Consider the following 22,844-nt stretch of genomic DNA (forward strand, 5'->3'; position numbering starts at 1 on the left):
CCGCACCAGGTCGCCCGTCGCATCACCGACCGAGCAGCGCCTCGACGCGGGCGATCTCCTCGTCGAGCCCGGCCTGCTCGCTCGGACTCAAGGGGCGCAGCAGGTCCACGACCCGGACCCGGCCGTCCTCGACCCGCCAGATCCCCTCGAGCCAGCCGTCGACGAGGAGCACGTTGCCCACGCCGCCGTTCGCCCCCATCCACGCGCGCCGCTTCTCAGGGTCGGTCACCCGGTCGCGGGTCGCGTGGGAGAGCCAGACGTTGTCATACGTGCCGAGCAGCCGCACCGGCGCCGGCGTGTCCTCGTCGGCGAACGACCCGTCCGGCACGTCGAAGAGCACCCGGCCGTCCGCGTCCTCGTGCCGCACGAGGTCGGCCATCCCGGTCAGCACCGGACCGAGCCGGGTCACACCCGACCACGCCGTCACGTCGGCGGCTGTGGCCGGTCCGAACGCCGCGAGGTAGCGGCGGACGATCGCCGGCACGTCCGGCTCCGCGAGCGGCAGGCCGGTCCAGCGGTCGACGTAGTCGTAGACGACGCCGCCCGAGGCGTTCCAGCAGCCGCGCGGCGGCAGCTGGGCGAGCGGCGCCAGGATCCGCGCGAGCTGACCGAGCGCCGCCGGCGTGACGTCGGGGTAGCGCTCCGCGAGCCGGGCCGAGATCGCCGGCTGGGGGAGTGGGCCGTCGGCGAGCACGTCCGCCAGCGCCGCGAGGAACCTCTCGCGGTCGAGCCCCGCGGCCGGCCGCACGACCTGCGACGCCTTCAGCTCGCGCTCGCGGACGGGGTCCGTCCACGGCCGGAGCGTGACGGCGTCGGCGGGCTCGACGAGGTGGATCGTGCCGCGCAGGCACACGATCCGCACGAGGGTGCGTTCCTCGAGCGCACGCGAGACCTCGCGCGGGTCGAGGTCCTCGAGCCGAGCCGCGAGCGAGAGGTACGGCGGCAACGGCTCCTGCGCCTGCAGCCCGACGAGGTGCCTGACGAGCGCCGACGGCGATCCGGTGCCGCGCTCGAGGAGCTGCTGGCGGAGCAGCAGCGTCCGGTTGAGGCGGCGCCGGGTCAGCCTCACTGCACCGTGATCGAGCGATCGACCTTCTGGGGCGCCTTGCCCTCGCCGCCGGAGGGGTCGTCGACGCTGACCTCGAACGTGTAGGAGCCGGGCGCGAGCTTCGAGACGTCGACCGTCCCGGCGTACGGGTAGAGCTTGTCCATCCAGCCCTCGGCGGTGAAGTGCCCGTGGAGCACCTTCTGGCCGCCGGCGTCGAGGATCCGCCACGGCACGTTGGCCTCGGGGGAGTTGGCCGTGCCCTTGGCGTCGAACGAGCCCGAGACGGTGGTGCCGTCCGTCGGCGTGTCCAGCGTGATCAGGGTGTCCGCCGACACGGGCGTGGCCGTCTGCGTCGGCGTCGAGCTCGACGTGCTGGGGGTCTCGGTGGGCTCCACCGGCGCGGTCGTGGTCGGCGCCGAGCTGGTCGTCGTCTCCGTGGCCGGGTCCTGGGCGACGGAGTCGTTCCCGCTGCTGCTCGCGCAGCCCGCGAGGGCGAGCGTCGTCAGCGCGGCCGCGGCGAGGACGGACGTACGGCGGAGCAGGGTGCTGTTCCCGAGCACGGGGCTGTTTCGCATGGGACCAGTGTGACACCATCGTGCGCGTGGGTACGGACGCGAACTGCCTGTTTTGCAAGATCATCGCGGGCGAGGTCCCCGGTGACGTCGTCCATCGGGACGACCGTCTCGTCGCCTTCCGCGACATCTCGCCGAAGGCGCCGCTGCACGTCCTGATCGCCCCGCGCGACCACCAGCCGAACGCCGCCGCGTCGGCCACCGCCGACCCGACCATCGTCGGCGAGCTGGTCGCGTCGGCGGCCGTCATCGCCGAGCGCGAGGGGTACGGCGCCTACAACCTGCTCTTCAACACCGGCGCCGAGGCCGGCCAGACGATCTTCCACACCCACCTGCACCTGCTGGCGGGCGGCATCACCGCCCTGCCGGTCTGAGAGACGCCGGAACAAGTGCGGTGTGCCCAGGCGTTCTTCACGCGTAGCATGGAGGCCCTACATGGCCCCCAGCCGTCGACCAGAAAGCTCACGTGACTGAGACTCCGCAGCAGCAGCTGACCACCAAGCACACCGTTGTGGTCCCCAACAGCGTGGACATGGTGAGTGTCCTCGGACCTGCCGATGAGCACCTGGGGGTGATCGAGTCCCACTTCGACGCCGACGTGCACGTGCGCGGCAACCGGATCACCCTGCACGGCGAGCCGGGTGAGATCGCCCTCATCGAGCGACTGCTCGAGGAGATGGTCACCCTTATCCGCACCGGTCAGGGCCTCTCGCCCGAGGCCGTCGAGCGGATCATCGGCATGCTCCGCGCCGAGACCGAGGAGCGGCCGGCCGACGTCCTCTCGCTGAACATCCTGAGCACGCGCGGCCGCTCGATCCGGCCCAAGACGCTCAACCAGAAGCGGTACGTGGATGCGATCGACAAGCACACCATCACGTTCGGCATCGGCCCTGCGGGCACCGGCAAGACCTACCTGGCCGTGGCGAAGGCCGTCCAGTCGCTGCAGTCCAAGCAGGTCAACCGGATCATCCTGACCCGCCCCGCGGTCGAGTCCGGCGAGCGGCTCGGCTTCCTGCCGGGCACGCTCACGGAGAAGATCGACCCCTACATGCGGCCGCTCTACGACGCGCTGCACGACATGCTCGACCCCGACCTGATCCCGAAGCTGATGGCGTCGGGCACGATCGAGATCGCGCCGCTGGCCTACATGCGCGGTCGCACGCTCAACGACTCCTTCATCATCCTCGACGAGGCGCAGAACACCACGCCCGAGCAGATGAAGATGTTCCTCACCCGGCTCGGGTTCGGCTCCCGGATCGTCGTCACCGGCGACATCACCCAGGTCGACCTGCCCGGGGGCACGCGGTCCGGCCTGCGGGTCGTCGAGGGCATCCTGGACGAGGTCGAGGACATCAGCTTCAACCGGCTGACCAGCCACGACGTCGTACGGCACCGACTGGTCGGCAAGATCGTCGCGGCGTACGACGAGTTCGACGCCCAGCAGCCCGGCCCGGAGAGGCATCAGTGAGCATCGAGATCCTCAACGAGTCCGACGCCGACCTGGACGTCGACCATCTGGCGAAGCTCGCACGGTTCGTGATGGACAGGATGCGCGTCCACCCGCAGGCAGAGCTGTGCATCAAGCTCGTCGACGAGGCGACCATCGCCGAGCTCAACGAGCAGTGGATGGGCAAGGAGGGGCCGACCGACGTGCTCGCCTTCCCGATGGACGAGCTGCGTCCCGGTCTGCTCGACGAGGAGCCCGAGGAGGGCGTCCTCGGCGACCTGATGGTCGCGCCGGCGATCGCCGAGAAGCAGGGCGCCACGGCCGGCCACGGCACCCTCGCCGAGGTCGAGCTGCTCACCACCCACGGCATCCTGCACCTGCTCGGCTACGACCACGCGGAGCCGGAGGAGCACAAGGAGATGTTCGATCTCCAGGCGGAGATCCTCCGCGAGTGGGGCTCGCAGGCCCAGGCTCCTCGGTAGCCGGCCGCCCTCCCGACATGTCCGGTTTCTGGCTGCTCGTCGCGGCCGCCCTCCTGGTCGCCCTCGCCGGCCTGTTCTCGGCCGCAGATGCGGCGCTCGGCGCGTTCTCGCCGGCTCGCGCCGAGGAGCTCGCCGAGGAGCGCAAGGCCGGCGCCAAGCGACTGGTGACGCTGCTCGCCGACCCGCCGCGCTACCTCAACACCGTCCTGCTGATCCGCCTGCTGTGCGAGGTCGCGGCGACGGTGATCGTCACGCTCGAGCTGTCCGACCTGTACGGCGGCGCCTGGTGGCCCACCGTGCTCACCGCGCTGGCCGTCATGCTCGTGGTGTCCTTCGTCGCGATCGGCGTCGCGCCGCGCACGCTCGGCCGCCAGCACAACGAGCGGGTCGCCCTGCTCGCGGCCGGCCCCGTCACCGCGATCACGAGCGTGCTCGGCCCGCTGCCGCGGCTCCTCATCCTCGTCGGCAACGCGCTCACCCCCGGCAAGGGCTTCCGCGAGGGCCCGTTCAACACCGAGACCGAGCTGCGCGAGCTGGTCGACCTGGCCGAGGCGTCGTCGGTGATCGAGGGCGACGAGCGCCGGATGATCCACTCCGTCTTCGAGCTCGGCGACACCACCGCCCGTGCGGTGATGGTGCCGCGAGGCGACGTGATCTACATCGAGCGCCACAAGAACCTGCGCCAGACCATGTCGTTGTTCCTGCGCAGCGGCTTCTCGCGGATGCCCGTGGTCGACGACAACCTCGACGTGGTGGTCGGCATCGCCTACCTCAAGGACATCGTGCGCCGCGACTTCGAGGCGCCGGACGTCGAGTTCACCCAGCGCGTCGACGAGATGATGCGGCCGCCGTTCTGGGTGCCGGAGTCGAAGCCCGTCGACGAGCTCCTCAAGGAGATGCAGGCGCGCCGGCAGCACCTCGCCATCGTCGTCGACGAGTACGGCGGCACCGCCGGCCTCATCACCATCGAGGACATCCTCGAGGAGATCGTCGGTGAGATCACCGACGAGTACGACTCCGGCGACGACTCGCCGCAGATCCTCGACGCGGGCGTCGTCCGGGTGCCCGCGCGCTTCCAGGTGGACGACCTCGACGAGCTCGTCGGCGTCGACGTCGACGAGGAGGACGTCGACTCGGTCCGCGGCCTGATGGCCAAGCACCTGGGCCTCGTGCCGATCCCGGGGTCGGTCGTCGAGGCCTACGGGCTGCGCTTCACCGCGGAGGAGACCGCCGGGCGTCGCAACCGGATCGGAACCGTGCTGATCGAACGACTCGAGAAGGAGCCCCAGACCGATGAGTGAGCCCGATGAGTGAGCCCGATGAGTGAGCCCGCCGCCGAGCTGAGTGCCGAGGACAGCAAGCTCGTCACGCTGGCCCGCGCGACCCGCGCCCGCACGGGTGCCGCGCAGGGCGCCGCAGTGCGTGACCGGGACGGCCGCACGTACGCCGCGGCGACCGTCACCCTGCCGAGCCTCGCCGTCTCGGCCGTCGGCGTGTGTGTCGCGATGGCCGTCTCCTCGGGCTCGACAGGCCTGGACGCCGTCGTCGTGCTGGGCGACGGGTCGGTCAGCGACGCCGACCTGGCCGTGGTCCGCGACTTCGGGGGCCCGGGGGTGCCCGTGCACGCCGGGGACGCCCGCGGGACCATCGCCACGACCACGCTCAGCTGAGGCGCTGTCCGGGTCCTGAGCGACGTGCGGACGCCCCGCGCCGGCGTGCTTGGATGGCAGGCGTGAGTGCGGTCGAAGACCCTCAGGAGGAGCTGCTGCGGCTACGGTCCAGCATCGACAACCTGGACGCTGCCCTGGTCCACCTGCTCGCCGAGCGCTTCAAGTGCACCGAGGAGGTCGGCCGGCTCAAGGCCCGGGCCGGCTTCGCGCCCGCCGACCCGGAGCGCGAGGCGGTCCAGATCGAGCGGTTGCGCCGGCTCTCCGAGGAGAGCGGCCTCGACCCGGTGTTCGCCGAGAAGTTCCTCGCCGTGATCATCGCTGAGGTGATCCGCAACCACGAGACCTTCGCCCGGGAGGCGTGAACCAGGGGTGGGCGCGCTACTCCAGCGGGAGGTGCCCCAGCTCCACAGTGATGTGGATGCCGTCCTCCTCGCGGTAGGCCGTCAGTCCGGTCATCGTCGCGATGTCCGACTTCTTGGCGCGCATGTGCTGCACCAGGGCCTCGATGGCCAGGGCGAGGCGTGCCTGGGTCACAGGCTTGCTGCGCCACTTGACCTGGTTGTTCTCGAAGTAGGGCCAGGCCTTCTCGGCCAGGGTCGCGATCGCGTCACGCTCGGCAGCGCTCGACACGGGTTCTCCTCGCTCCGCGGGGGTGGTGGGGGGCGCGCACGAGGATAGATGAGACGACCCACGCGCACAGAACCGACGGCCCACCCGGGACTCGGACGAAATCAAATGGGAGTAAGTTGACCGACGTGACGACCGGCCCCACCCAGTCCACTGCCTGGCGGCAGCACGAGGAGGCAGTGGCGAGGCTGCGCGCGTCGTACGCCGCGATCCCCCCGGGAGCCCCCGTGCGGCTCGCCAAGCGGACCACGAACCTGTTCCGCGCCCGCGCCGCGTCGACGGCGCCCGGCCTGGACGTCAGCGGGCTCGACGGCGTCATCGAGGTCGACGCCGCCGCGCAGACGGCCGACGTGCAGGGCATGTGCACCTACGAGGACCTCGTCGACGCGACGCTGCCGCACGGCCTCATGCCGTACGTCGTCCCGCAGCTGCGCACGATCACCCTCGGCGGGGCCGTCACGGGACTCGGCATCGAGTCGACCAGCTTCCGTAACGGGCTTCCGCACGAGTCCGTCGTCGAGATGGACGTCTTCACCGGCGCCGGCGAGGTGGTCACGACCAAGCCGGGCGACGATCTGTTCGAGACCTTCCCCAACTCCTACGGCAGCCTCGGCTATGCGACCCGGCTCAGGATCAGGCTCGAGAAGGTGCCGAGCTTCGTCCAGCTGCGCCACCTCCGCTTCGACGACCCCGCGGAGCTCGCGAAGGCGATCGCGGAGATCGCGACGGCGCGGGAGCACGACGGCACCCGTGTCGACGGCCTCGACGGGGTCGCGTTCGCGCCGGGGGAGTACTACCTGACACTGGCGACCTGGACGGATGCGACGGCCGGCGAGACCCCGAGCGACTACACGGGCCAGCAGGTCTACTACCGGTCGGTCCAGCAGCGGACGACCGACCTCCTGACGATCTACGACTACCTGTGGCGCTGGGACACCGACTGGTTCTGGTGCTCGGGCGCCTTCGGGGCCCAGCACCCCCTCGTCCGCCGGCTGTGGCCGCGTCGGCTCCGGCGCAGCGACGTGTACATGAAGCTGCTCGGCCTGGACCGCCGCTTCGACATCGCGGACCGGCTCGACCGGCGTGCCGGGCGGCCGCTGCGCGAGCGGGTGGTGCAGGACATCGAGGTGCCGGTCGAGGCGCTGCCGGCGTTCCTCGACTGGTTCGACGACGAGGTCGGCATGCGCCCGGTGTGGCTGTGCCCGCTGGCGGCGCGGCAGAAGTGGCCGACGTACCCCCTCGAGCCCGACCAGGTCTACGTCAACGCCGGGTTCTGGGGCACGGTCCACGTCGGGCCCGACGCCGTGAACGGCCCCAAGAACCGTGCCATCGAGGCCAAGGTGCACGAGCTCGGCGGCCACAAGTCCCTCTACTCGGAGGCCTTCTACGACCCGGAGACCTTCGACGAGCTGTACGACGGGCCGCACCTCGCGGCCGTGAAGGCGAAGTACGACCCCGATGACAGGCTCACGAGCCTCTACGACAAGGCGGTGAAGAAGCGGTGACCCAACAGAACATCGCAGGAACGATCAGTGGATTCTTCGAGGGTGGGCTGCCCGTCCGGCTCACCGCCTTCGACGGCAGCGAGGCGGGCGACCTGGACTCGCCGTACGGCCTCGAGGTCCTCAACCAGCGCGGCCTGCAGTACATCCTGACCGCGCCCGGCGACCTCGGCCTCGCCCGTGCCTACGTCAGCGGTGACCTCGCGATGCACGGCACCCACGAGGGCGACCCCTATCCGCTGCTCTCGCTGATCCTGGACAAGACCGACTTCGCGCGCCCGTCGATCGCCGACATCGTCGGGCTGGTCCGCAACCTCGGCATCTCGAACTTCAACCCCCCGAAGCCGCCGCCCCAGGAGCACCTGCCGGCCTGGAGGCACACGATCGAGGGACTGCGCACCAACGTGGGCAGCGCGTTGAGGTGGGCACGCCACTCGCAGGAGCGCGACGCCGACGCGATCCACCACCACTACGACGTGTCCAACGCGTTCTACGAGCACGTCCTCGGTCCGTCGATGACCTACACCTGCGCGGTCTTCCCGACCGAGGACGCCACCCTCGAGGAGGCACAGGCGAACAAGTACGACCTCATCTGCCGCAAGCTCGACCTCAAGCCGGGCCAGCGCCTGCTGGACCTCGGCTGCGGCTGGGGCGGCATGGTGCGCCACGCGGCGAAGCACTACGGCGTCAAGGCGCTGGGTGTGACGCTCTCGCGCGAGCAGGCCAACTGGGCGGGCGAGGAGATCAAGCGCCAGGGCCTCGACGACCTCGCCGAGGTGCGCTTCTCCGACTACCGCGACGTCCCCGAGTCCGAGTTCGACGCCATCAGCTCGATCGGTCTCACCGAGCACATCGGGGTGAAGAACTACCCGGCGTACTTCGGCTTCATCCGCGACAGGCTCAAGCCGCAGGGCCGGATGCTCAACCACTGCATCACCCGCAACGACAACCTCCACAACGCCAAGGCCGGCGCGTTCATCGACCGCTACGTCTTCCCCGACGGCGAGCTCATCGGCTCGGGCACCATCGTGACCGCGGTCGAGAACCAGGGTCTCGAGGTGCAGCACCACGAGAACTTCCGGCTGCACTACGCCAAGACGCTCACCGGCTGGAACAAGAACCTGGTCGAGCACTGGGACGAGTGCGTGGCGGAGGTCGGCATCGGCACCGCCAAGGTGTGGGGGCTCTACATGGCGGGCTCGCGGCTCGGCTTCGAGCGGAACATGATCCAGCTGCACCACGTACTGGCCACCAAGACCCTGAAGGGCGTCTCCGACTACCCGCTGCGCCACGACTTCGGGGTCTGACGCGCCGGTCGATAGCCTGGCGGGGTGAGTGTCAGGGCCGAGCAGTACGCCGCGGAGGTGATCAGCCGCGAACAGCTCTCCCCGCACCTGGTGAGGGTCGTGCTCGACGTCGTGGCGTTCGCCTCGACCGGGATCCCGGACGAGTGGGTCGGTCTGGTGGTGCCCGGTCAGTTCCAGTCGCGCTACTACACCGTCCGGTCCGTGGTGCCACGCGAGGAGGCCGTCCGGCTGACCCTCGACATCGTGGTCCACGAGACCGGGCTGGTGACCGAGTGGGCCGCGCGCGAGGAGATCGTGGGGGAGACCGTCACGATCACCGAGCCGAAGGGCTCCTTCGAGCAGCCGCCGGACGCGCAGTGGCTGATGCTCGTCGGAGACCTCACGGCGCTGCCGGCGATGGCGCGGATCGCCTCGGAGACACGCCTGCCCACCCGCATCTGGGCCGAGGTGCCCGACCTGGACGAGCTCACCGGCTACCTGCCCGACTCGGCCGACGTCACCTGGATCGCCGGCAGCGGCGAGGGGCTGGCGGCCACCGTGGAGGCGCTCGAGTGGCCGGAGGGTGAGGGCTACTTCTGGATGGCGGGCGAGTCGTCGCAGATGCGGGCGATCCGCAAGCACCTGATGCGCGAGCGGCAGCTGTCGAGTCACGCCTACGACGTGATGGGGTACTGGCGGGCGAGCACCGGCCGCCAGCCGCGGGCGGTCGATCCTGGTCCGGTCTACCGTGCCGGCAAGGCCGCAGGGCTCAGCGACGAGCAGATCTGGCAGAACTACGACGAGGCGGCGGAGCGATGAGCCCGGAAGCAGACACGTTCAGGAGCGGGTTCGTCTCGTTCGTCGGCAGGCCGAACGCCGGGAAGTCGACCCTGACCAACGCGCTGGTCGGCACCAAGGTGGCGATCACCTCCGACAAGCCGCAGACCACGCGCACCGTCGTCAGGGGCATCGTGCACCGCTCCGACGGTCAGCTGATCCTCGTCGACACTCCCGGTCTGCACCGGCCCCGCACCCTGCTCGGCGAGCGCCTGAACGACCTGGTCGAGGCGACCTGGACCGAGGTGGACGTCGTCGCGATCTGCTTCCCCGCCAACGAGAAGATCGGGCCCGGCGACCGCCACATCGCCGGCAACCTCGCGAAGCTCAAGAAGGGCATCAAGCGGGTCGCCGTCGCCACCAAGACCGACCTCGCCAGCCCGGAGCGGATCGCCGAGCACCTGCTCGACATCACCGCGCTCGGCGCCGACCTCGGCATCGAGTGGGCCGAGGTCGTCCCGGTCTCCAGCAAGGCCGGCGACCAGATCGACCTGCTCGCCGACCTGCTGCTCAGGCTGCTCCCGGAAGGGCCGCCGCTCTACCCGGAGGGTGACCTGACGGACAGCCCCGACGAGATCCTGGTGGCCGAGCTGATCCGCGAGGCGGCCCTGGACGGCGTACGCGACGAGCTCCCGCACTCCATCGCGGTGGTCGTGGAGGAGATGGGTCTGCGCGAGGGTCGCACCGAGGACAGGCCCCTGATGGACATCCACGCCAACCTGTACGTCGAGCGCGACTCTCAGAAGGGCATCGTCATCGGTCACAAGGGCTCGCGGCTCAAGGACGTCGGCAAGCGCGCCCGGCTCCAGATCACCGAGCTGCTCGGCGTGCCGGTCTACCTCGACCTGCACGTCAAGATCGCGAAGGACTGGCAGCGCGACCCGCGGCAGCTGCGCAAGCTGGGCTTCTGATCAGAGCCCCATCGCCTTGGCGATGATCGTCTTCATCACCTCGCTGGTCCCGCCGTAGATGCGGTTCACCCGACTGTCGGCGTACAGCCGGGCGATCGGGTACTCGTTCATGTAGCCGTAGCCGCCGTGCAGCTGCAGGCACCGGTCGATCACCTCGGAGGCGATCTCGGTGCAGAACAGCTTCGCCGACGCCGCCTCGGCGGCCGTCAGCTCGCCGGCGTCGAGCGCCTCGAGCGCGCGGTCGGCGACGGCCTGGGCCGCGTCAACCTTGGCCTTGCACGCTGCCAGCTCGAACTTGGTGTTTTGGAAAGACGCGACCTCCTTGCCGAACACGACGCGCTGCTCGGTGTAGTCCTGCGCGAAGCGCACGGCCGCCGCGGCCTGCGCGTAGGCGCCGTAGGCGATGCCGAGCCGCTCCTGCGGGAGGTTCTGGCCGAGGTAGGAGAACCCCTCGTCCTCCTCGCCGAGCAGCTCCTCGGCGGGCACGACCACATCGGTGAACGACAGCTCGGCGGTGTCGGAGGTGCCCAGGCCGAGCTTGTCGAGCTTGCGGCCGACGGCATAGCCCGGCAACCCGGTGTCGACGACGAAGAGCGAGATGCCGTGGCGCCGGTCGCTCTCCAGGGGCGGTGAGGTGCGCGCGCAGACGATCACCCGGTCGGCGAGGTAGCCGCCGGTGATGAACGTCTTGGCGCCGTTGAGCACGTAGTGGCTGCCGTCCTCGGAGCGCCGTGCCGTCGTCCGCATGCCCGCGAGGTCGGAGCCGGTGCCGGGCTCGGTCATGGCGATGGCGAACATGGTCTCGCCCGACACGAAGCCGGGCATCCAGCGCTCGAGCTGCTGCGGGGTGCCGAGCTTGAGCAGGTAGGGCAGGCAGAGCGCGACGTGCACGCCCGACCCGCCGAAGCTCACCCCGGCGCGGGCGGTCTCCTCGTACTGGACGGCGGCGTACTTGAAGGAGTCGATGCCTGCCCCGCCGTACTCCTCGGGGACCTCGATGCCGAAGAGGCCCAGCTCGGCGAGCTTGAAGTAGAACTCGCGCGGCACCAGGCCTGCCTCGAACCACTCCGGGTAGTGGGGCACGACCTCGGCAGCGATGAAGGCACGCAGGGTCGTGCGGAACGACTCGTGGTCCTCGTTGAAGACGGTACGGCGCATGGCGCCACACTACGAGGCAGGTGCCCAGCAGATCCCGTAGTTCTGGCCCGCTGCCCACTGCTGGGCGGTGGGCCACTCGTAGCCCCACTTGTAGTCGAGCGCGTCCGCGGCGACGTTGCGTCCCGCCTCCTGGCACACCTTCTGCCCGGCGGCCTTGGCGGCAGTCTCCCCGGGGTACGACCTCCCGGCCAGGGCGACCGTGCGCAGCGCCCGCCAGGAGTGCTTCTCACGGCACAGCACACGCCGGAAGCCCTTCGTGCCGGGCTCGGCGGTGCCGCACATGGCGTACGTGTCGCCGGTCCCGCGGAGCGCGCCCTTGAGGTTGCCGGCCAGTGGCGCGAGCTGCTTGGCGGCGGCGACCGCGATGACGTCGCAGCGGAACCAGTCGGCGCCCTGGTCGGAGGCGTCGACGGTGGGCGTGAACCACACGGCGCGCAGCATGGAGAGGCGGAGCCGCTCGGGCGAGGCGCCGAGGAAGCCCGCGAGCCGCTGCGGGCAGGTGGTGCTGACCTGACGCTGCAGCCGGGGCGAGTCCACGGCCACCAGGTGGCCACCGACCTCGGTGGCGAGCCGGCCGACGGCGTACGTCTGGGAGGTGTGCGAGGACCGGCAGGTGACCGGCGCGTCGGTGGTGGTGGGGGCGAGCGCCTGGGCGTAGGTGAGCCGGTGGCACGTCCGGTCCTGGGGTGCCGGAGCGGCGGTCGCACGCGGCGGGGGCGTCGCGGTCGCGGCCGCTGCGGGCGTCGACGTCGAGCCGGCGCGTGGCTGGTCGCCGCCGGAGGTGCAGCCGGCGGCCAGCAGGACGACGGACGCGAGGGCGCCGAGGAGGAGCATCACGGGGCGGATCGTCGGGCGCATCGTCGGACGGAGCTCGGGGCTCATCACTGGGTCGTCTTCGCCCAGCACACGGACCGACGGTTGCCGGCTTTCCACTCGGCCTCGTGGAACCAGGTGTACGCGTAGTCGTAGTCCGCCGGGTAGCCGAGCCAGGCAGCCACCGAGGACGAGCAGAAGTCCTTGCTCTTCTTGGCCACGGCGGCGTCCCCGGGATAGGTGTCACCGGGCTCGCCGACCTTGATGACCGTGACGGCGCGCCAGTTGTGCTGCTTCGAGCAGGGCAGCTTGGCGCCGTGGTCGGGGTCGGTGCCGCGCGCGCAGGTCATCCAGTGGTCGTCGGGCTTCTCGGCCATCAGCCCCTGGGTCGTGGTGGGCAGGTCCAGGTAGCGCCGCGACCCCGCTCCGCCGCCGAGCACGTCGCAGCGATACCAACGGGCGCCCTTGCTCCAGGCCTTCTCCGAGGGTCGGAACCACACCCAGCTCAGGATGGCGCGCATGACGACGCTGTCGGTGGCGCCGAGGTGCTGGGTCAGGGCCTGGCCGCACGTGCTGTACGCCCACTGGTCGAGTCCGGCGTCGTGGTAGTCGGCGTGCTGGAACCGAGCCGGCAGCTTGCCGGCCGCGAACGTCTCGGCGTTGTGCGGCTCGGTGCACGGCACCAGCTTGCCGGCGTTGGTCGGGTCCGCCATGTCGGTCCGGCGCAGGTTCCGGCAGGCGCCGACCGCGGGCACCTTGGCCGAGTCCACCTGGGCGGGATCGGCGCCTGCCGGGACGTTCTTCCCGCCGCAGGCCGCGACGAGCGTCAGCGGGAGCAGCAGGGAGAGGAGAAACAGGGCGGGGCGCACGGCGATCGATGCTAGCCGTCCACCCCAGCGAGGGCCGCCTCAGCGGCGCGGGAAGGTCACATGATGGCGCAGCGCAGGTCGCGCAGGATGCGGGCGAGGAGCCGCGACACCTGCATCTGGGTGACGCCCAGCTCCTCGCCGATCTGCTCCTGGGTCTGCTCCTCGAAGAAGCGGAGGTAGAGGATCCGGCGGTCGCGGAAAGGAAGGGACCTGACCGCCGGACCCAGCGTGGCGCGGGCGTCCGCGGCGGCGAGCTCGTCCACGCCGGCCTCACCGCCGGCCGGGGCGGGGAGCAGCTCGCCGAGCGTCGCGGCCGCCTCGTGACCGACCGGCTGGTCCAAGGAGGTGGGCTGGTAGCAGCCGAACGCGGTCATCGCGTCGGCGTACTCCGCGTTCGTGATGCCGAGCCGGTCCTGCACCTCGGTCTCGCTCGGCTCGTGGCCGAGCTCCTGCGTCAGCTCCGCGATGCAGGTGGCCACCTGCCACTGCAGCTCCTGGACGCGGCGCGGCGGGCGGACGGTCCAGCCGTGGTCGCGGAAGTGCCGCTGCAGCTCCCCGCGGATCGTCGGCACGGCGTAGGTGAGCAGCGACCGGCCGTGGGAGGAGTCCCAGCGGTTGACGGCCTTGACCAGTCCCTCGTACGCCGCCTGCTGCAGGTCCTCGATCGGGACACCCCGCCGGCGGTAGCGCGAGGCCACCGCGTCAGCGACGCCGCGGTTGAGCAGGATGACCTCCTCGAGCAGCCGCTGGCGGTGTGCCTCGTCGTCGGCGTGCTCGGCCATGGCGAGCAGCCCCTCCGTGGTCTCGGCCCGCTCCTCCCGCGACATCGCGAGGTCGCCGTCCGGTCCGACGCTGCGAGGCCGGGGCGCGAACCGGTGTCCGACAGGTGCTGTCGTCGTGGGCACCGTGGCGCGTGCGGTAGCTGCCATCTCCAGCCTCCATCCCGAGTGGTGGTGGTGCAGGTCCTTCACGAACCTAGCAGCGTCGTCGGGTCGCGCCGAGCCCTCACCCGGGCGGCGCGTCCCGTCAGTCGCCGGAGACCAGGCGGCGTCCGTTGACCTCGTCGGGGGTCAGCTCGATCCACAGCGGCCGCGGGCCGGACGCCCACGTGTGCAGCGTGCGAACGTCCTCGGGCACCTCGGCGATGTGCCAGTGGACGTGCGCGACACCGCGCAGCTGCACGCTCCACCCCAGGCGGGTGTCGAGGTCGATGTCGTCGACGAGGATCGCGACGCGCGTGTCGTCGACCTCGCGCACCAGCGTCGAGTAGGCCGACGTGCGGATCCACATCGAGCGACCGTGCACGACGTGGTTCACCGGCAGCACGAAGGGCCCGTGTCCCGAGGCCCAGGCGATCCGGCAGATCGGCTGCCGGCCCACCAGCTCCCAGCTCTCGTCCTGTCCGAGCTCAACCAGCTCCGCCATCACAGTCCCTTCCGCCAGCGACCCCTGCAACGGTCCGGCGGTGCCGGCCCGTCTCAAGTCAACCAGCACGGCCTCACCGCCGTCACCAGGTGAGGTATCGTGAGTCGCATCATGATGCGCAGCCTCCTCCTTAGCTGCCGCAGCGGGGCCTGACGCCGGACCCCCTCGCTGCGGAGTTCTCAGCGCGCCCGGCGCCCACCCGCAGCAGAAGGATCCGAGCGAAGCCATGACCAGCCTGAGCAACACCAGCAACCAGCAGAAGCCGTCCGGCATGCCGTTCGAGCGCTACCGCGCGTTCGTGCCCGTCGACGTCCCCGACCGCACCTGGCCGACGAAGAAGATCGCCCACGCCCCCCGCTGGCTCTCCACCGACCTGCGCGACGGCAACCAGGCGCTGATCGACCCGATGACGCCCGGTCGCAAGCTGCAGATGTTCGAGCTGCTCGTGCGGATGGGCTACAAGGAGATCGAGGTCGGCTTCCCCAGCGCGAGCCAGACCGACTTCGACTTCGTCCGGCAGCTGATCGTGGAGGACCGGATCCCGGACGACGTACAGATCTCGGTCCTGACGCAGGCACGCGACGACCTGATCGCCCGGACGGCCGAATCGCTGGTCGGCGCGCCGCGCGCGAACATCCACCTGTACAACGCGACGGCGGAGCTGTTCCGCCGTGTGGTCTTCAACGTGACGCCCGGTGAGTGCATCGGGATCGCGACGCGCGGCACCGAGATGGTGATGAAGTACGCCGAGCAGTACCTCGGCGACATCGTCGGCACCGGCGACTTCGGCTACCAGTACAGCCCCGAGATCTTCACCCAGACCGACACCGACTTCGCACTCGAGGTCTGCGAGCGCGTGTCCGACGTCTGGCAGCCCGAGCCCGGGCGCGAGATCATCCTCAACCTGCCGGCGACCGTCGAGATGTCGACGCCGAACACCTACGCCGACCAGATCGAGTACTTCGGCCGCCACCTGACCCGGCGCGACGTCAGCGCGATCAGCCTGCACCCGCACAACGACCGGGGCACGGCCGTGGCGGCGACCGAGCTGGCCCTGATGGCCGGCGCGGACCGCGTCGAGGGGTGCCTGTTCGGCCATGGCGAGCGCACCGGCAACGTCGACCTGGTCACGCTGGGCATGAACCTCTTCAGCCAGGGCATCGACCCGATGATCGACTTCAGCGACATCGACGAGATCCGGCGCACGGTCGAGTACGCCACCAACCTGCCGGTCCACCCGCGTCACCCCTACGCCGGCGACCTGGTCTACACCGCCTTCTCCGGCTCCCACCAGGACGCCATCAAGAAGGGTCTGGAGGACCTCGACCGGATCGCGGCGGACCGGGGTGTGCCGGTCGGCGAGCTCCCGTGGGAGGCGCCGTACCTGCCGATCGACCCGAAGGACGTCGGGCGCACCTACGAGGCGGTCATCCGCGTCAACAGCCAGTCCGGCAAGGGCGGCGTGGCGTACGTCCTCAAGTCCGAGCACAAGCTGGACCTGCCGCGGCGCGCGCAGATCGAGTTCAGCCGCGTGATCCAGCAGCACACCGACGCCGAGGGGGGCGAGGTCAGCCCGGAGACGATCTGGAAGATCTTCCGCGCCGAGTTCCTCGACCAGGAGTCGCCGCTGAAGCTGAACTCGGTGCACACCTCGTCGGCGGCCGGGGAGAAGGACGCCCTCACCGTCAACGTGTACGTCGACGGCGAGCTGCGCACCCTCGAGGGCACCGGCAACGGCCCCATCGCGGCCTTCGTCGACGCGATCAACGGGCTCGGCCACGACTGGGACGTCCGCGTGCTCGACTACGCCGAGCACGCGCTGTCGGCGGGCGGCGACGCCGTCGCGGCGGCGTACGTCGAGTGCTCGGTCGGGTCGGAGATCTTCTGGGGCGTCGGCATCGACGCGAACATCGTCACGGCATCGCTCAAGGCCGTCATCTCCGCGGTCAACCGCGGCCAGGCGATCGTCGACTGACACGCACATGTCGGGCTGGCCCGACCACGAACCCGCCAGCGGGCAGGATCGTGGTCGGGCCTTCCGCTTCCTAGCGTTGTGCCCATGAACGAGACGACGATCTGGGATGCGGCCGGCCTGGACACCGACGGGCCAGGACTGCGCGAAGATGTCCCGGTGGCCGAAGCGCGTCCTGCCGATCCCTGCCGGGTGGCCTGGCCGACCCGGGTCGGGCTGGACACCGTGTACGCGGTGAGCGCGTTCCCGATCACGCTGACGTTCTTCGTCCTCGTGGTGACGGGTCTCGCGCTCTCCGTCGGTCTGGCCGTGGTCGTCGGAGGCGTCCTGATCCTCCCGTTGACGGTGTACGTCGCCCGCGGGCACGCGTTCTTCGAGCGCCTGCGGCTGCGGGGCATGATGCGGTGGGCTGCGCCGACGCCGGCCTACGTGCGGCCGCCGGCGGGCAGCGGCTTCTGGCGGCGCTCCCTGACTCCGCTGCGCGACCCGCAGTCGTGGCTCGACGTGCTCTGGTCGTTGGTCGGGCTCGTGACCGGGACGCTCGCGTTCTCGGTCGCCGTCGCCTGGTGGGCGGGGGCGGTCGGCGGGCTGACCTACTGGTTCTGGCAGCGGTTCATCCCCGAGAGCCCCGACGAGCACGGCCTGGCGTGGGTGCTCGGGATCGGCGACACCAGGACGGCCGAGAGCTGGGTCAACCTGGCCGCAGGGGCCGTCCTCGCGCTGACCCTGCCGCTCGCGCTCCGCGGGGTCGCCCTCCTGCACGGCCGGCTGGCAGGCGCGCTGCTCTGCTCGCGCGCCGAGCTGCAGCAGCAGGTCGTGCGCGTCGAGAGCGGTCGCGCCGCCGCCCGGGCTGCGGAGGCGACCTCGATGCGCCGTCTCGAGCGCGACATCCACGACGGTCCTCAGCAACGGCTGGTGCGGCTGACCATGGACCTCGGGCGCGCCCGGCACCGCATCGGCGAGGACCCCGAGGCAGCGGCCGTGCTGATCGACGGCGCGCTCGAGCAGGCCCGGGCGACGGTGTCCGAGCTACGGGCACTCTCCCGCGGCGTCGCCCCTCCGCTGCTCGTCGACCGCGGTCTGCGGGCGGCGATCGAGGAGATGCTCGTGCAGTCGCCCGTGCCGGTGCACGCCAACCTCGACATCCCCGACGGGCTTCCTCCGCACGTCGAGACCGCCGCCTACTTCGTCGTCGCCGAGGCGCTCACCAACGTGGCCAAGCACAGCGGCGCCCGCACGGCGACGGTGACCGTCGTCCCGGTCGGCGACCGGCTCCATGTGGCGGTCGCCGACGACGGCACGGGCGGCGCGCACCTGGCCAAGGGGCTCGGGCTCGCCGGTCTGCGCCAACGTCTCGACGCGGCCGACGGCACCTTCAGCCTCGACTCGCCCGAGGGCGGCCCGACGCTCGTCGTCGCCACACTGCCACTCGTCGCCTCCACGCTGGACCGGCCGTGAGGGTGGTCGTCGCGGACGACTCCGTGCTTCTGCGCGAGGGCCTGCAGCTGCTCCTGGCCGAGGCGGGTCACGAGGTCGTCGCGGCCGTCGGGGACGGTCCGGGGTTCGTCGAGGCCATGCTCGCGCATCGGCCCGAGCTCGGCGTCGTCGACGTACGGATGCCGCCGAGCCACACCGACGAGGGGCTGCGCGCGGCGGTCGACGTACGTCGCCGGATGCCCGCGGCCCGCCTGATGGTGCTCTCGCAGTACGTCGAGCTGTCCTACGCCGAGGAGCTGCTCGGCGACGGCGAGGGCGGCGTCGGCTACCTGCTCAAGGACCGCGTCGGCGACGTCGCCGAGTTCCTCGCGGGACTGGACACCGTGGCCGACGGCGGGACCGTCCTCGACCCGCTGGTCGTCAAGCAGATGCTCGCGCGCCGGCGCGACCCGGTCGCGGCGCTCAGCCCGCGTGAGCGGGAGGTGCTCGCACTGATGGCCGAGGGCCGGTCCAACGCCGCCATCGCCGAGGCCCTGACCGTCACGTCCGCGGCTGTGGAGAAGCACACCCAGCGGATCTTCGCCAAGCTCGGCCTCTATCCCGACGACACCGAGTCGCATCGCCGGGTCGCGGCGGTGCTGCGCTTCCTGCGCGCCGGTTGAGCGGTCAGCGGCGCTCGCGCACCTCCAGCTGGATCTGGCTGACCGAGGTGGCGATGATGTCGCTGACGAGCTCGTCGGTGCGTGGGTCGTCGAGCGCGCGCTCGACGATGCGCAGGACGGTGTCGGTGGTGGACCGGACGAGGTCGTCGTGGAACGGCACGAACCTCAGCCGGCCGGTAGCTCGGTCCTCCTTCACGAGCTCGAGGATCATCGCCTCGAGCTGGGGCCGGTTCTCCGCGACCGCGCGCCGGATGTTGGCGGCGTACGTGCCCTTCTTGAGCACGTCGTTGACCTCGGCGAGCACCGCGACCGTGAGCGGGCGCTTGATCGCGTCGATGATCGGGTCGGAGAAGTGCTGGATGAGAGCGACGGTGAAGCGGTCGCCGAAGATGTTGTCGGTGCGGTCGGCCAGCCGCGCGGCGCGCGCGGCCAGCAGCGCCCACATCAGCCAGGTCCGGCCGTCGATCTCCGGGATGATGAACGGGATGAGCGCAGGGATCTCCCACCAGTGTCGGCGCAGGTAGATGCGCCCGGTCCGGAACCGGAGCCATCGGAAGCAGATCCCGGCGAAGAAGACGACGCACACGACGAGGTCGACGATCAGCAGCGCCTCGTGCCAATCGGCTCCGGAGCCCGAGTACGGCGGCTGCGGACCGTAGAGGAACCACAGCGGGAGGCCGACGGCGACCGCGGCGAGCACGAGCAGGAACCAGTCGACGATCGTGCCGCGCCGGCCTTCGATCCGTCGCAGCTCCTCCCGCGCCGCTCGTTCACGGGTCGGGCGGATCGGCTGCGAGCCTTCCCACGCACCTGGGGTCATTGACGCAGAATAGGGGAGTGCCTCTCTACCGCGACGAGGCGATCGTGTTGCGTACCCACAAGTTGGGCGAGGCCGATCGCATCATCACCCTGCTGACACGTCAGCACGGGCGCGTGCGCGCGGTCGCTCGGGGGGTGCGTCGCACGACGTCGAGGTTCGGATCCCGGCTCGAGCCGTTCATGCACGTGGACCTCCAGCTGTCAGACGGACGCTCGCTCGACCACATCACCCAGGCGGAGACGCTGACGCCGTTCCACGCCGGCATCGGCGGGGACTACGAGCGCTACACGGCCGGCACGGTGATGCTGGAGACGGCCGACCGGCTCGTCGCCGAGGAGCGTGAGCCGTCGCTGCAGCAGTTCCTGCTGCTGGTGGGTGGGCTGCGCGTGCTCGCGTCGGGGGATCGCAGCCCGTCGCAGGTGCTCGACTCCTACCTGCTCCGCTCGATGTCGGTCGCCGGCTATGCGCCGAGCTTCGACGCGTGCGCCCGCTGCGGCACTCTGCCGACCTCTGCGGGGCCCTCTCCGGGCGCCTCGCACCGGTGGTTCAACCCTTCGCTCGGCGGCGTGCTCTGCGCGACGTGCCGAGTGCCCGGCTCAGCATCGCCGGCGGCTGAGACGCTGACCGTGCTCGGCGCACTGCTGGCGGGCGACTGGCCGGTCGTCGAGGCCGCGGAGCCGCGTCACCTGCGCGAGGCGAGCGGCCTGGTGGCGGCGTATCTCGCGTGGCATCTGGAGCGCGGGCTCCGGTCGCTGGAATACGTCGAGCGCTGACGGTGGCGGGCAAGCATGCGGGCGGGCACGCCCGCGGACGGGACGAGCACGCACCGGCGCACGGGCACGGGCACGGCCACGGCCACGGGCCGGCGCCGGACGTCGCTGTCGGGCGCGGTCCGCGGATCGCGCTGACGGCGCTCCTGGTCGCCGTTGCGGCGGCCACGCTCGTCGGCATCGTGCACTGGTGGCCGGACTCCGGCCGGGTGGACAAGCTCCAGGGCTCGATGGCGTTCACGGCCCAGGGGGCGACGTACGTCCCCGCGACCGCCACGAAGGTCGAGGGGCGATGCGCGCAGGTCGGCGCCAGCGGCTCCGCCGGGTGTGGTCACGTCGCCGCGAAGGTGGCGGACGGCCCTGATCGGGGCAAGGCGGTCACCGTCGAGGTGCCGCCGGAGGTCTCGGAGGCGGGTCTGTCGCCCGGCGACTCCCTCGAGCTGCTCCGCATCCCCGGGGCGAACGGGCAGCCCGCCACCTACAGCTACTTCAGCATCGAGCGCAACACACCTCTCTGGCTGCTCGGCGCCGTCTTCGCGATCGCGGTGCTGCTCGTGGCGCGGCTGCGCGGGTTGATGGCGCTGATCGGGCTCGGTGTCGCCGCTGCGGTCGTCGGCTGGTTCCTGCTGCCCGCGATGCTCAGCGGCCATCCGGTCGTCGCGGTGGCGGTGGTCGCCGCAGTGGCGATCATGTACGTCGTCCTGTACACCACCCACGGCGTCTCGCTGCGGACCAGCGTGGCCCTCGGCGGCACCCTCGCCGGCATCGCGCTGACGGCGCTCGTGGCCTGGTACGCCGTGGGCGACACCCATCTGACCGGTGTCGTCGACGAGGGCGGCGGTGTGCTCATCGCGCAGGTGCCCGGGCTCAGCCTGCAGCGGGTGCTCGTCGCGTCGGTCGTCATCGCCGGCCTCGGCGCGCTCAACGACGTCACGATCACCCAGGCCTCGGCCGTCTGGGAGCTGCGGGCGGCCGCGCCGGACATGGGACGTGCCGAGCTCGTCCGCAGCGCGATGCGGATCGGTCGCGACCATGTCGCATCGACCATCTACACGCTGGCGTTCGCCTACGTCGGCACGTCGCTCGCGCTGCTGCTGGCCGTCCAGCTCTACGACCGGCCCCTGCTCGACCTGCTCGGCACGGAGGAGATCGCCGAGGAGGTGGTCCGCTCGCTCACCGGAGGGATCGGCCTGGTGCTCGCCATGCCCATCACGACGGCGCTGGCCGCGCTGATGGTGAGCGGCCCGCGGACGGCGTACGACGGGCATGGAGAGGACTCCTGGATCGTCTGACGCCCCGGGCGGCCTAGGCTCCTCTCGTGAAGCGTGCCGCCCGCCAGGCCTCGACGAGGGAGATCCGCCGACCCACCCCGCACCCGTCCGGTGCGACTCCGCCGCCGATCCCCGCAGAGCTCGTCCCCGAGCACGTCGCGGTGATCATGGACGGCAACGGGCGTTGGGCGAAGGATCGCGGCCTGCCGCGGACCAAGGGCCACGAGGCGGGGGAGTCCTCGCTCTTCGACGTCGTCGAGGGCGCGATCGAGATCGGGGTGAAGGCGATCAGCGCCTACGCCTTCTCGACCGAGAACTGGACCCGCTCGGCCGACGAGGTCCGGTTCCTCATGGGCTTCAACCGCGACGTCATCCGGCGGCGCCGCGACGAGATGCACGAGCTCGGCGTGCGGGTCCGCTGGGCCGGTCGCGCGCCGCGGCTGTGGCGGTCGGTGATCAAGGAGCTGCAGATCGCCGAGGAGCTGACGAAGGACAACGACGTCTGCACGCTCACCATGTGCGTCAACTACGGCGGCCGCTCCGAGCTGGCCGACGCGAGCCGACGTATCGCACAGGACGTCGCCGCCGGGCGGCTCAACCCGGACAAGGTCGACGAGAAGGTCTTCGCGCGCTACCTCTACGTGCCCGAGCTGCCCGACGCGGACCTCATCTGGCGTACGTCGGGGGAGCAGCGCCTCTCGAACTTCATGCTGTGGCAGGCGGCGTACTCCGAGTTCGTGTTCACCGACGTGCTCTGGCCCGACGTCGACCGCCGCCACCTGTGGGCCGCCTGCGAGACGTACGCCCGCCGTGACCGGCGCTACGGCGGCGCCCTCCCCAACCGCCCCTGACCGCGAGAGGTCAATCCCCACGGCCCGAGAGGTCAATCCCCACGGCCCGAGGGGTCGATCCCCACGGCCCGAGAGGTCAATCCCCACGGCTCGAGGGGTCGATCCCCACGGCTCGAGGGGTCGATCCCCACGGCGCGGGACCGCTTCAGCCGACGAACGTCACGAACCAGGTCATCTCGCGGAAGGCGTCGTCCCACTCCTCGTGGGCGTCGGTGCCTCGATCGGCCACGAGCCGCTCGCGCGGGATCGGCGGCGGGAGGTGCTTGAAGCGCTCCGGCTCGTGATCACTGCTGACGGCGGACACCATGGTCCGAGCATAGGTGCCGTCGAGACGTCGATCCAGGGTGGAAGGCACGTCGGTCCGTCAGCGCCGATCGACGTCTCGGGCCGTGGGGATTGACGTCTCGGCGGATG

Annotated in this window: 26 protein-coding genes; 16 read left to right on the plus strand and 10 right to left on the minus strand. The window is 71.0% G+C overall.

Going from position 1 to position 22,844, the window contains the following annotated elements:
- Positions 1–22: 22 nt before the first annotated feature.
- A complete protein-coding gene (locus tag ABD205_RS15810) occupies positions 23–1,069 on the minus strand; it encodes a winged helix DNA-binding domain-containing protein (protein ID WP_344046368.1) in 1,047 nt (348 codons plus the stop codon).
- Positions 1,066–1,623 (minus strand): Gmad2 immunoglobulin-like domain-containing protein, encoded by a 558-nt coding sequence (locus ABD205_RS15815; protein WP_344046370.1) that lies wholly within the window; start codon positions 1,621–1,623, stop codon positions 1,066–1,068. The genes ABD205_RS15810 and ABD205_RS15815 overlap by 4 nt, the downstream gene beginning before the upstream one ends.
- A 26-nt stretch (positions 1,624–1,649) precedes the next feature.
- On the opposite strand from ABD205_RS15815, the gene ABD205_RS15820 reads away from it, so the two are divergent.
- The 6 genes from ABD205_RS15820 to ABD205_RS15845 all read left to right on the plus strand — a co-directional run bounded on the left by ABD205_RS15820 (position 1,650) and on the right by ABD205_RS15845 (position 5,581).
- On the plus strand, positions 1,650–1,994 hold the full coding sequence (locus ABD205_RS15820; RefSeq protein ID WP_344046372.1) for an HIT domain-containing protein: 345 nt from the start codon (positions 1,650–1,652) through the stop codon (positions 1,992–1,994).
- Positions 1,995–2,152: 158 nt separating this feature from the next.
- Complete coding sequence (locus ABD205_RS15825) at positions 2,153–3,088, plus strand: PhoH family protein (protein WP_344046454.1); 936 nt, start codon at positions 2,153–2,155, stop codon at positions 3,086–3,088.
- Positions 3,085–3,549, plus strand: coding sequence for an rRNA maturation RNase YbeY (gene ybeY, locus ABD205_RS15830; RefSeq protein WP_344046374.1), 465 nt, complete (start codon positions 3,085–3,087; stop codon positions 3,547–3,549). Before ABD205_RS15825 ends, ybeY begins: the two co-directional genes overlap by 4 nt.
- A 17-nt stretch (positions 3,550–3,566) precedes the next feature.
- Positions 3,567–4,850 carry a hemolysin family protein gene (locus tag ABD205_RS15835; protein ID WP_344046376.1) on the plus strand — a complete coding sequence of 428 codons (1,284 nt, stop codon included), beginning with the start codon at positions 3,567–3,569 and terminating at the stop codon, positions 4,848–4,850.
- Positions 4,851–4,868: 18 nt separating this feature from the next.
- A complete protein-coding gene (locus tag ABD205_RS15840; RefSeq protein WP_344046378.1) occupies positions 4,869–5,219 on the plus strand; it encodes a cytidine deaminase in 351 nt (116 codons plus the stop codon).
- Positions 5,220–5,281: 62 nt separating this feature from the next.
- Positions 5,282–5,581: a chorismate mutase gene (locus ABD205_RS15845; protein WP_425573059.1), complete on the plus strand. Its 300-nt coding sequence runs from the start codon at positions 5,282–5,284 to the stop codon at positions 5,579–5,581.
- A gap of 16 nt (positions 5,582–5,597) precedes the next feature.
- On the opposite strand, the gene ABD205_RS15850 is transcribed toward ABD205_RS15845, so the two are convergent.
- Positions 5,598–5,849, minus strand: a complete 252-nt coding sequence (locus ABD205_RS15850; protein WP_344046382.1) for a hypothetical protein — start codon at positions 5,847–5,849, stop codon at positions 5,598–5,600.
- A gap of 125 nt (positions 5,850–5,974) precedes the next feature.
- Between ABD205_RS15850 and ABD205_RS15855 the strand changes: the two genes are divergently transcribed.
- From ABD205_RS15855 to era, 4 genes are read left to right on the plus strand one after another with little or no spacing between them, the layout of a single operon-like run.
- Positions 5,975–7,351, plus strand: a complete 1,377-nt coding sequence (locus ABD205_RS15855) for an FAD-binding oxidoreductase (RefSeq protein WP_344046384.1) — start codon at positions 5,975–5,977, stop codon at positions 7,349–7,351.
- Positions 7,348–8,655, plus strand: a complete 1,308-nt coding sequence (locus ABD205_RS15860; RefSeq protein ID WP_344046386.1) for a class I SAM-dependent methyltransferase — start codon at positions 7,348–7,350, stop codon at positions 8,653–8,655. Before ABD205_RS15855 ends, ABD205_RS15860 begins: the two co-directional genes overlap by 4 nt.
- A gap of 24 nt (positions 8,656–8,679) precedes the next feature.
- A complete protein-coding gene (locus ABD205_RS15865) occupies positions 8,680–9,453 on the plus strand; it encodes a siderophore-interacting protein (RefSeq protein ID WP_344046388.1) in 774 nt (257 codons plus the stop codon).
- A complete protein-coding gene (gene era, locus ABD205_RS15870; RefSeq protein ID WP_344046390.1) occupies positions 9,450–10,382 on the plus strand; it encodes a GTPase Era in 933 nt (310 codons plus the stop codon). Before ABD205_RS15865 ends, era begins: the two co-directional genes overlap by 4 nt.
- Here the strand turns inward: era and ABD205_RS15875 are convergent, their stop codons facing one another.
- The 5 genes from ABD205_RS15875 to ABD205_RS15895 form a co-directional block, all read right to left on the minus strand.
- Positions 10,383–11,540, minus strand: coding sequence for an acyl-CoA dehydrogenase family protein (locus ABD205_RS15875; RefSeq protein WP_344046392.1), 1,158 nt, complete (start codon positions 11,538–11,540; stop codon positions 10,383–10,385).
- 9 nt (positions 11,541–11,549) lie between these two features.
- Positions 11,550–12,422 carry a septum formation family protein gene (locus ABD205_RS15880; protein WP_344046394.1) on the minus strand — a complete coding sequence of 291 codons (873 nt, stop codon included), beginning with the start codon at positions 12,420–12,422 and terminating at the stop codon, positions 11,550–11,552.
- On the minus strand, positions 12,422–13,222 hold the full coding sequence (locus tag ABD205_RS15885; protein ID WP_344046396.1) for a septum formation family protein: 801 nt from the start codon (positions 13,220–13,222) through the stop codon (positions 12,422–12,424). The genes ABD205_RS15880 and ABD205_RS15885 overlap by 1 nt, the downstream gene beginning before the upstream one ends.
- 56 nt (positions 13,223–13,278) lie before the next feature.
- The gene (locus ABD205_RS15890; RefSeq protein ID WP_344046397.1) at positions 13,279–14,151 is read right to left on the minus strand and encodes a sigma-70 family RNA polymerase sigma factor; all 873 of its coding nucleotides are present in this window, start codon (positions 14,149–14,151) and stop codon (positions 13,279–13,281) included.
- Between the two features lie 97 nt (positions 14,152–14,248).
- Positions 14,249–14,647: a pyridoxamine 5'-phosphate oxidase family protein gene (locus ABD205_RS15895; RefSeq protein WP_344046398.1), complete on the minus strand. Its 399-nt coding sequence runs from the start codon at positions 14,645–14,647 to the stop codon at positions 14,249–14,251.
- A gap of 226 nt (positions 14,648–14,873) precedes the next feature.
- Between ABD205_RS15895 and leuA the strand changes: the two genes are divergently transcribed.
- The 3 genes from leuA to ABD205_RS15910 all read left to right on the plus strand — a co-directional run bounded on the left by leuA (position 14,874) and on the right by ABD205_RS15910 (position 18,718).
- Positions 14,874–16,622, plus strand: coding sequence for a 2-isopropylmalate synthase (gene leuA / locus ABD205_RS15900; RefSeq protein ID WP_344046399.1), 1,749 nt, complete (start codon positions 14,874–14,876; stop codon positions 16,620–16,622).
- 84 nt (positions 16,623–16,706) lie between these two features.
- The gene (locus ABD205_RS15905; RefSeq protein ID WP_344046400.1) at positions 16,707–18,077 is read left to right on the plus strand and encodes a sensor histidine kinase; all 1,371 of its coding nucleotides are present in this window, start codon (positions 16,707–16,709) and stop codon (positions 18,075–18,077) included.
- Positions 18,074–18,718 carry a LuxR C-terminal-related transcriptional regulator gene (locus ABD205_RS15910; protein ID WP_344046401.1) on the plus strand — a complete coding sequence of 215 codons (645 nt, stop codon included), beginning with the start codon at positions 18,074–18,076 and terminating at the stop codon, positions 18,716–18,718. The genes ABD205_RS15905 and ABD205_RS15910 overlap by 4 nt, the downstream gene beginning before the upstream one ends.
- Before the next feature lie 4 nt (positions 18,719–18,722).
- Here the strand turns inward: ABD205_RS15910 and ABD205_RS15915 are convergent, their stop codons facing one another.
- On the minus strand, positions 18,723–19,538 hold the full coding sequence (locus ABD205_RS15915; protein WP_344046402.1) for a hypothetical protein: 816 nt from the start codon (positions 19,536–19,538) through the stop codon (positions 18,723–18,725).
- 17 nt (positions 19,539–19,555) lie between these two features.
- Between ABD205_RS15915 and recO the strand changes: the two genes are divergently transcribed.
- From recO to ABD205_RS15930, 3 genes are read left to right on the plus strand one after another with little or no spacing between them, the layout of a single operon-like run.
- Positions 19,556–20,311, plus strand: coding sequence for a DNA repair protein RecO (gene recO, locus ABD205_RS15920; protein ID WP_344046403.1), 756 nt, complete (start codon positions 19,556–19,558; stop codon positions 20,309–20,311).
- Positions 20,312–20,313: 2 nt separating this feature from the next.
- A complete protein-coding gene (locus ABD205_RS15925; RefSeq protein WP_344046404.1) occupies positions 20,314–21,600 on the plus strand; it encodes a YibE/F family protein in 1,287 nt (428 codons plus the stop codon).
- A 26-nt stretch (positions 21,601–21,626) separates the two neighbouring features.
- Positions 21,627–22,430 carry an isoprenyl transferase gene (locus ABD205_RS15930; RefSeq protein ID WP_344046405.1) on the plus strand — a complete coding sequence of 268 codons (804 nt, stop codon included), beginning with the start codon at positions 21,627–21,629 and terminating at the stop codon, positions 22,428–22,430.
- Between the two features lie 145 nt (positions 22,431–22,575).
- On the opposite strand, the gene ABD205_RS15935 is transcribed toward ABD205_RS15930, so the two are convergent.
- Positions 22,576–22,737 carry a hypothetical protein gene (locus ABD205_RS15935; protein WP_344046406.1) on the minus strand — a complete coding sequence of 54 codons (162 nt, stop codon included), beginning with the start codon at positions 22,735–22,737 and terminating at the stop codon, positions 22,576–22,578.
- Positions 22,738–22,844: the final 107 nt, after the last annotated feature.

This window comes from Nocardioides panacihumi (assembly GCF_039530925.1).
GTDB classification, from domain to species: Bacteria; Actinomycetota; Actinomycetes; order Propionibacteriales; family Nocardioidaceae; genus Nocardioides; species Nocardioides panacihumi.

Bases quoted from the DNA above. Each gene is read 5' to 3' on its own strand.
- ABD205_RS15825 (WP_344046454.1), top strand. From the start codon at position 2,153: ATGGTGAGTGTCCTCGGACCTGCCGATGAGCACCTGGGGGTGATCGAG.
- era (WP_344046390.1), top strand. From the start codon at position 9,450: ATGAGCCCGGAAGCAGACACGTTCAGGAGCGGGTTCGTCTCGTTCGTC.
- ABD205_RS15905 (WP_344046400.1), top strand. From the start codon at position 16,707: ATGAACGAGACGACGATCTGGGATGCGGCCGGCCTGGACACCGACGGG.
- ABD205_RS15890 (WP_344046397.1), bottom strand. From the start codon at position 14,151: ATGGCAGCTACCGCACGCGCCACGGTGCCCACGACGACAGCACCTGTC.
- ABD205_RS15915 (WP_344046402.1), bottom strand. From the start codon at position 19,538: ATGACCCCAGGTGCGTGGGAAGGCTCGCAGCCGATCCGCCCGACCCGT.
- ABD205_RS15935 (WP_344046406.1), bottom strand. From the start codon at position 22,737: ATGGTGTCCGCCGTCAGCAGTGATCACGAGCCGGAGCGCTTCAAGCAC.
- ABD205_RS15895 (WP_344046398.1), bottom strand. From the start codon at position 14,647: ATGGCGGAGCTGGTTGAGCTCGGACAGGACGAGAGCTGGGAGCTGGTG.
- ABD205_RS15880 (WP_344046394.1), bottom strand. From the start codon at position 12,422: ATGAGCCCCGAGCTCCGTCCGACGATGCGCCCGACGATCCGCCCCGTG.
- ABD205_RS15840 (WP_344046378.1), top strand. From the start codon at position 4,869: ATGAGTGAGCCCGCCGCCGAGCTGAGTGCCGAGGACAGCAAGCTCGTC.
- leuA (WP_344046399.1), top strand. From the start codon at position 14,874: ATGACCAGCCTGAGCAACACCAGCAACCAGCAGAAGCCGTCCGGCATG.
- ABD205_RS15875 (WP_344046392.1), bottom strand. From the start codon at position 11,540: ATGCGCCGTACCGTCTTCAACGAGGACCACGAGTCGTTCCGCACGACC.
- ABD205_RS15835 (WP_344046376.1), top strand. From the start codon at position 3,567: ATGTCCGGTTTCTGGCTGCTCGTCGCGGCCGCCCTCCTGGTCGCCCTC.
- ABD205_RS15815 (WP_344046370.1), bottom strand. From the start codon at position 1,623: ATGCGAAACAGCCCCGTGCTCGGGAACAGCACCCTGCTCCGCCGTACG.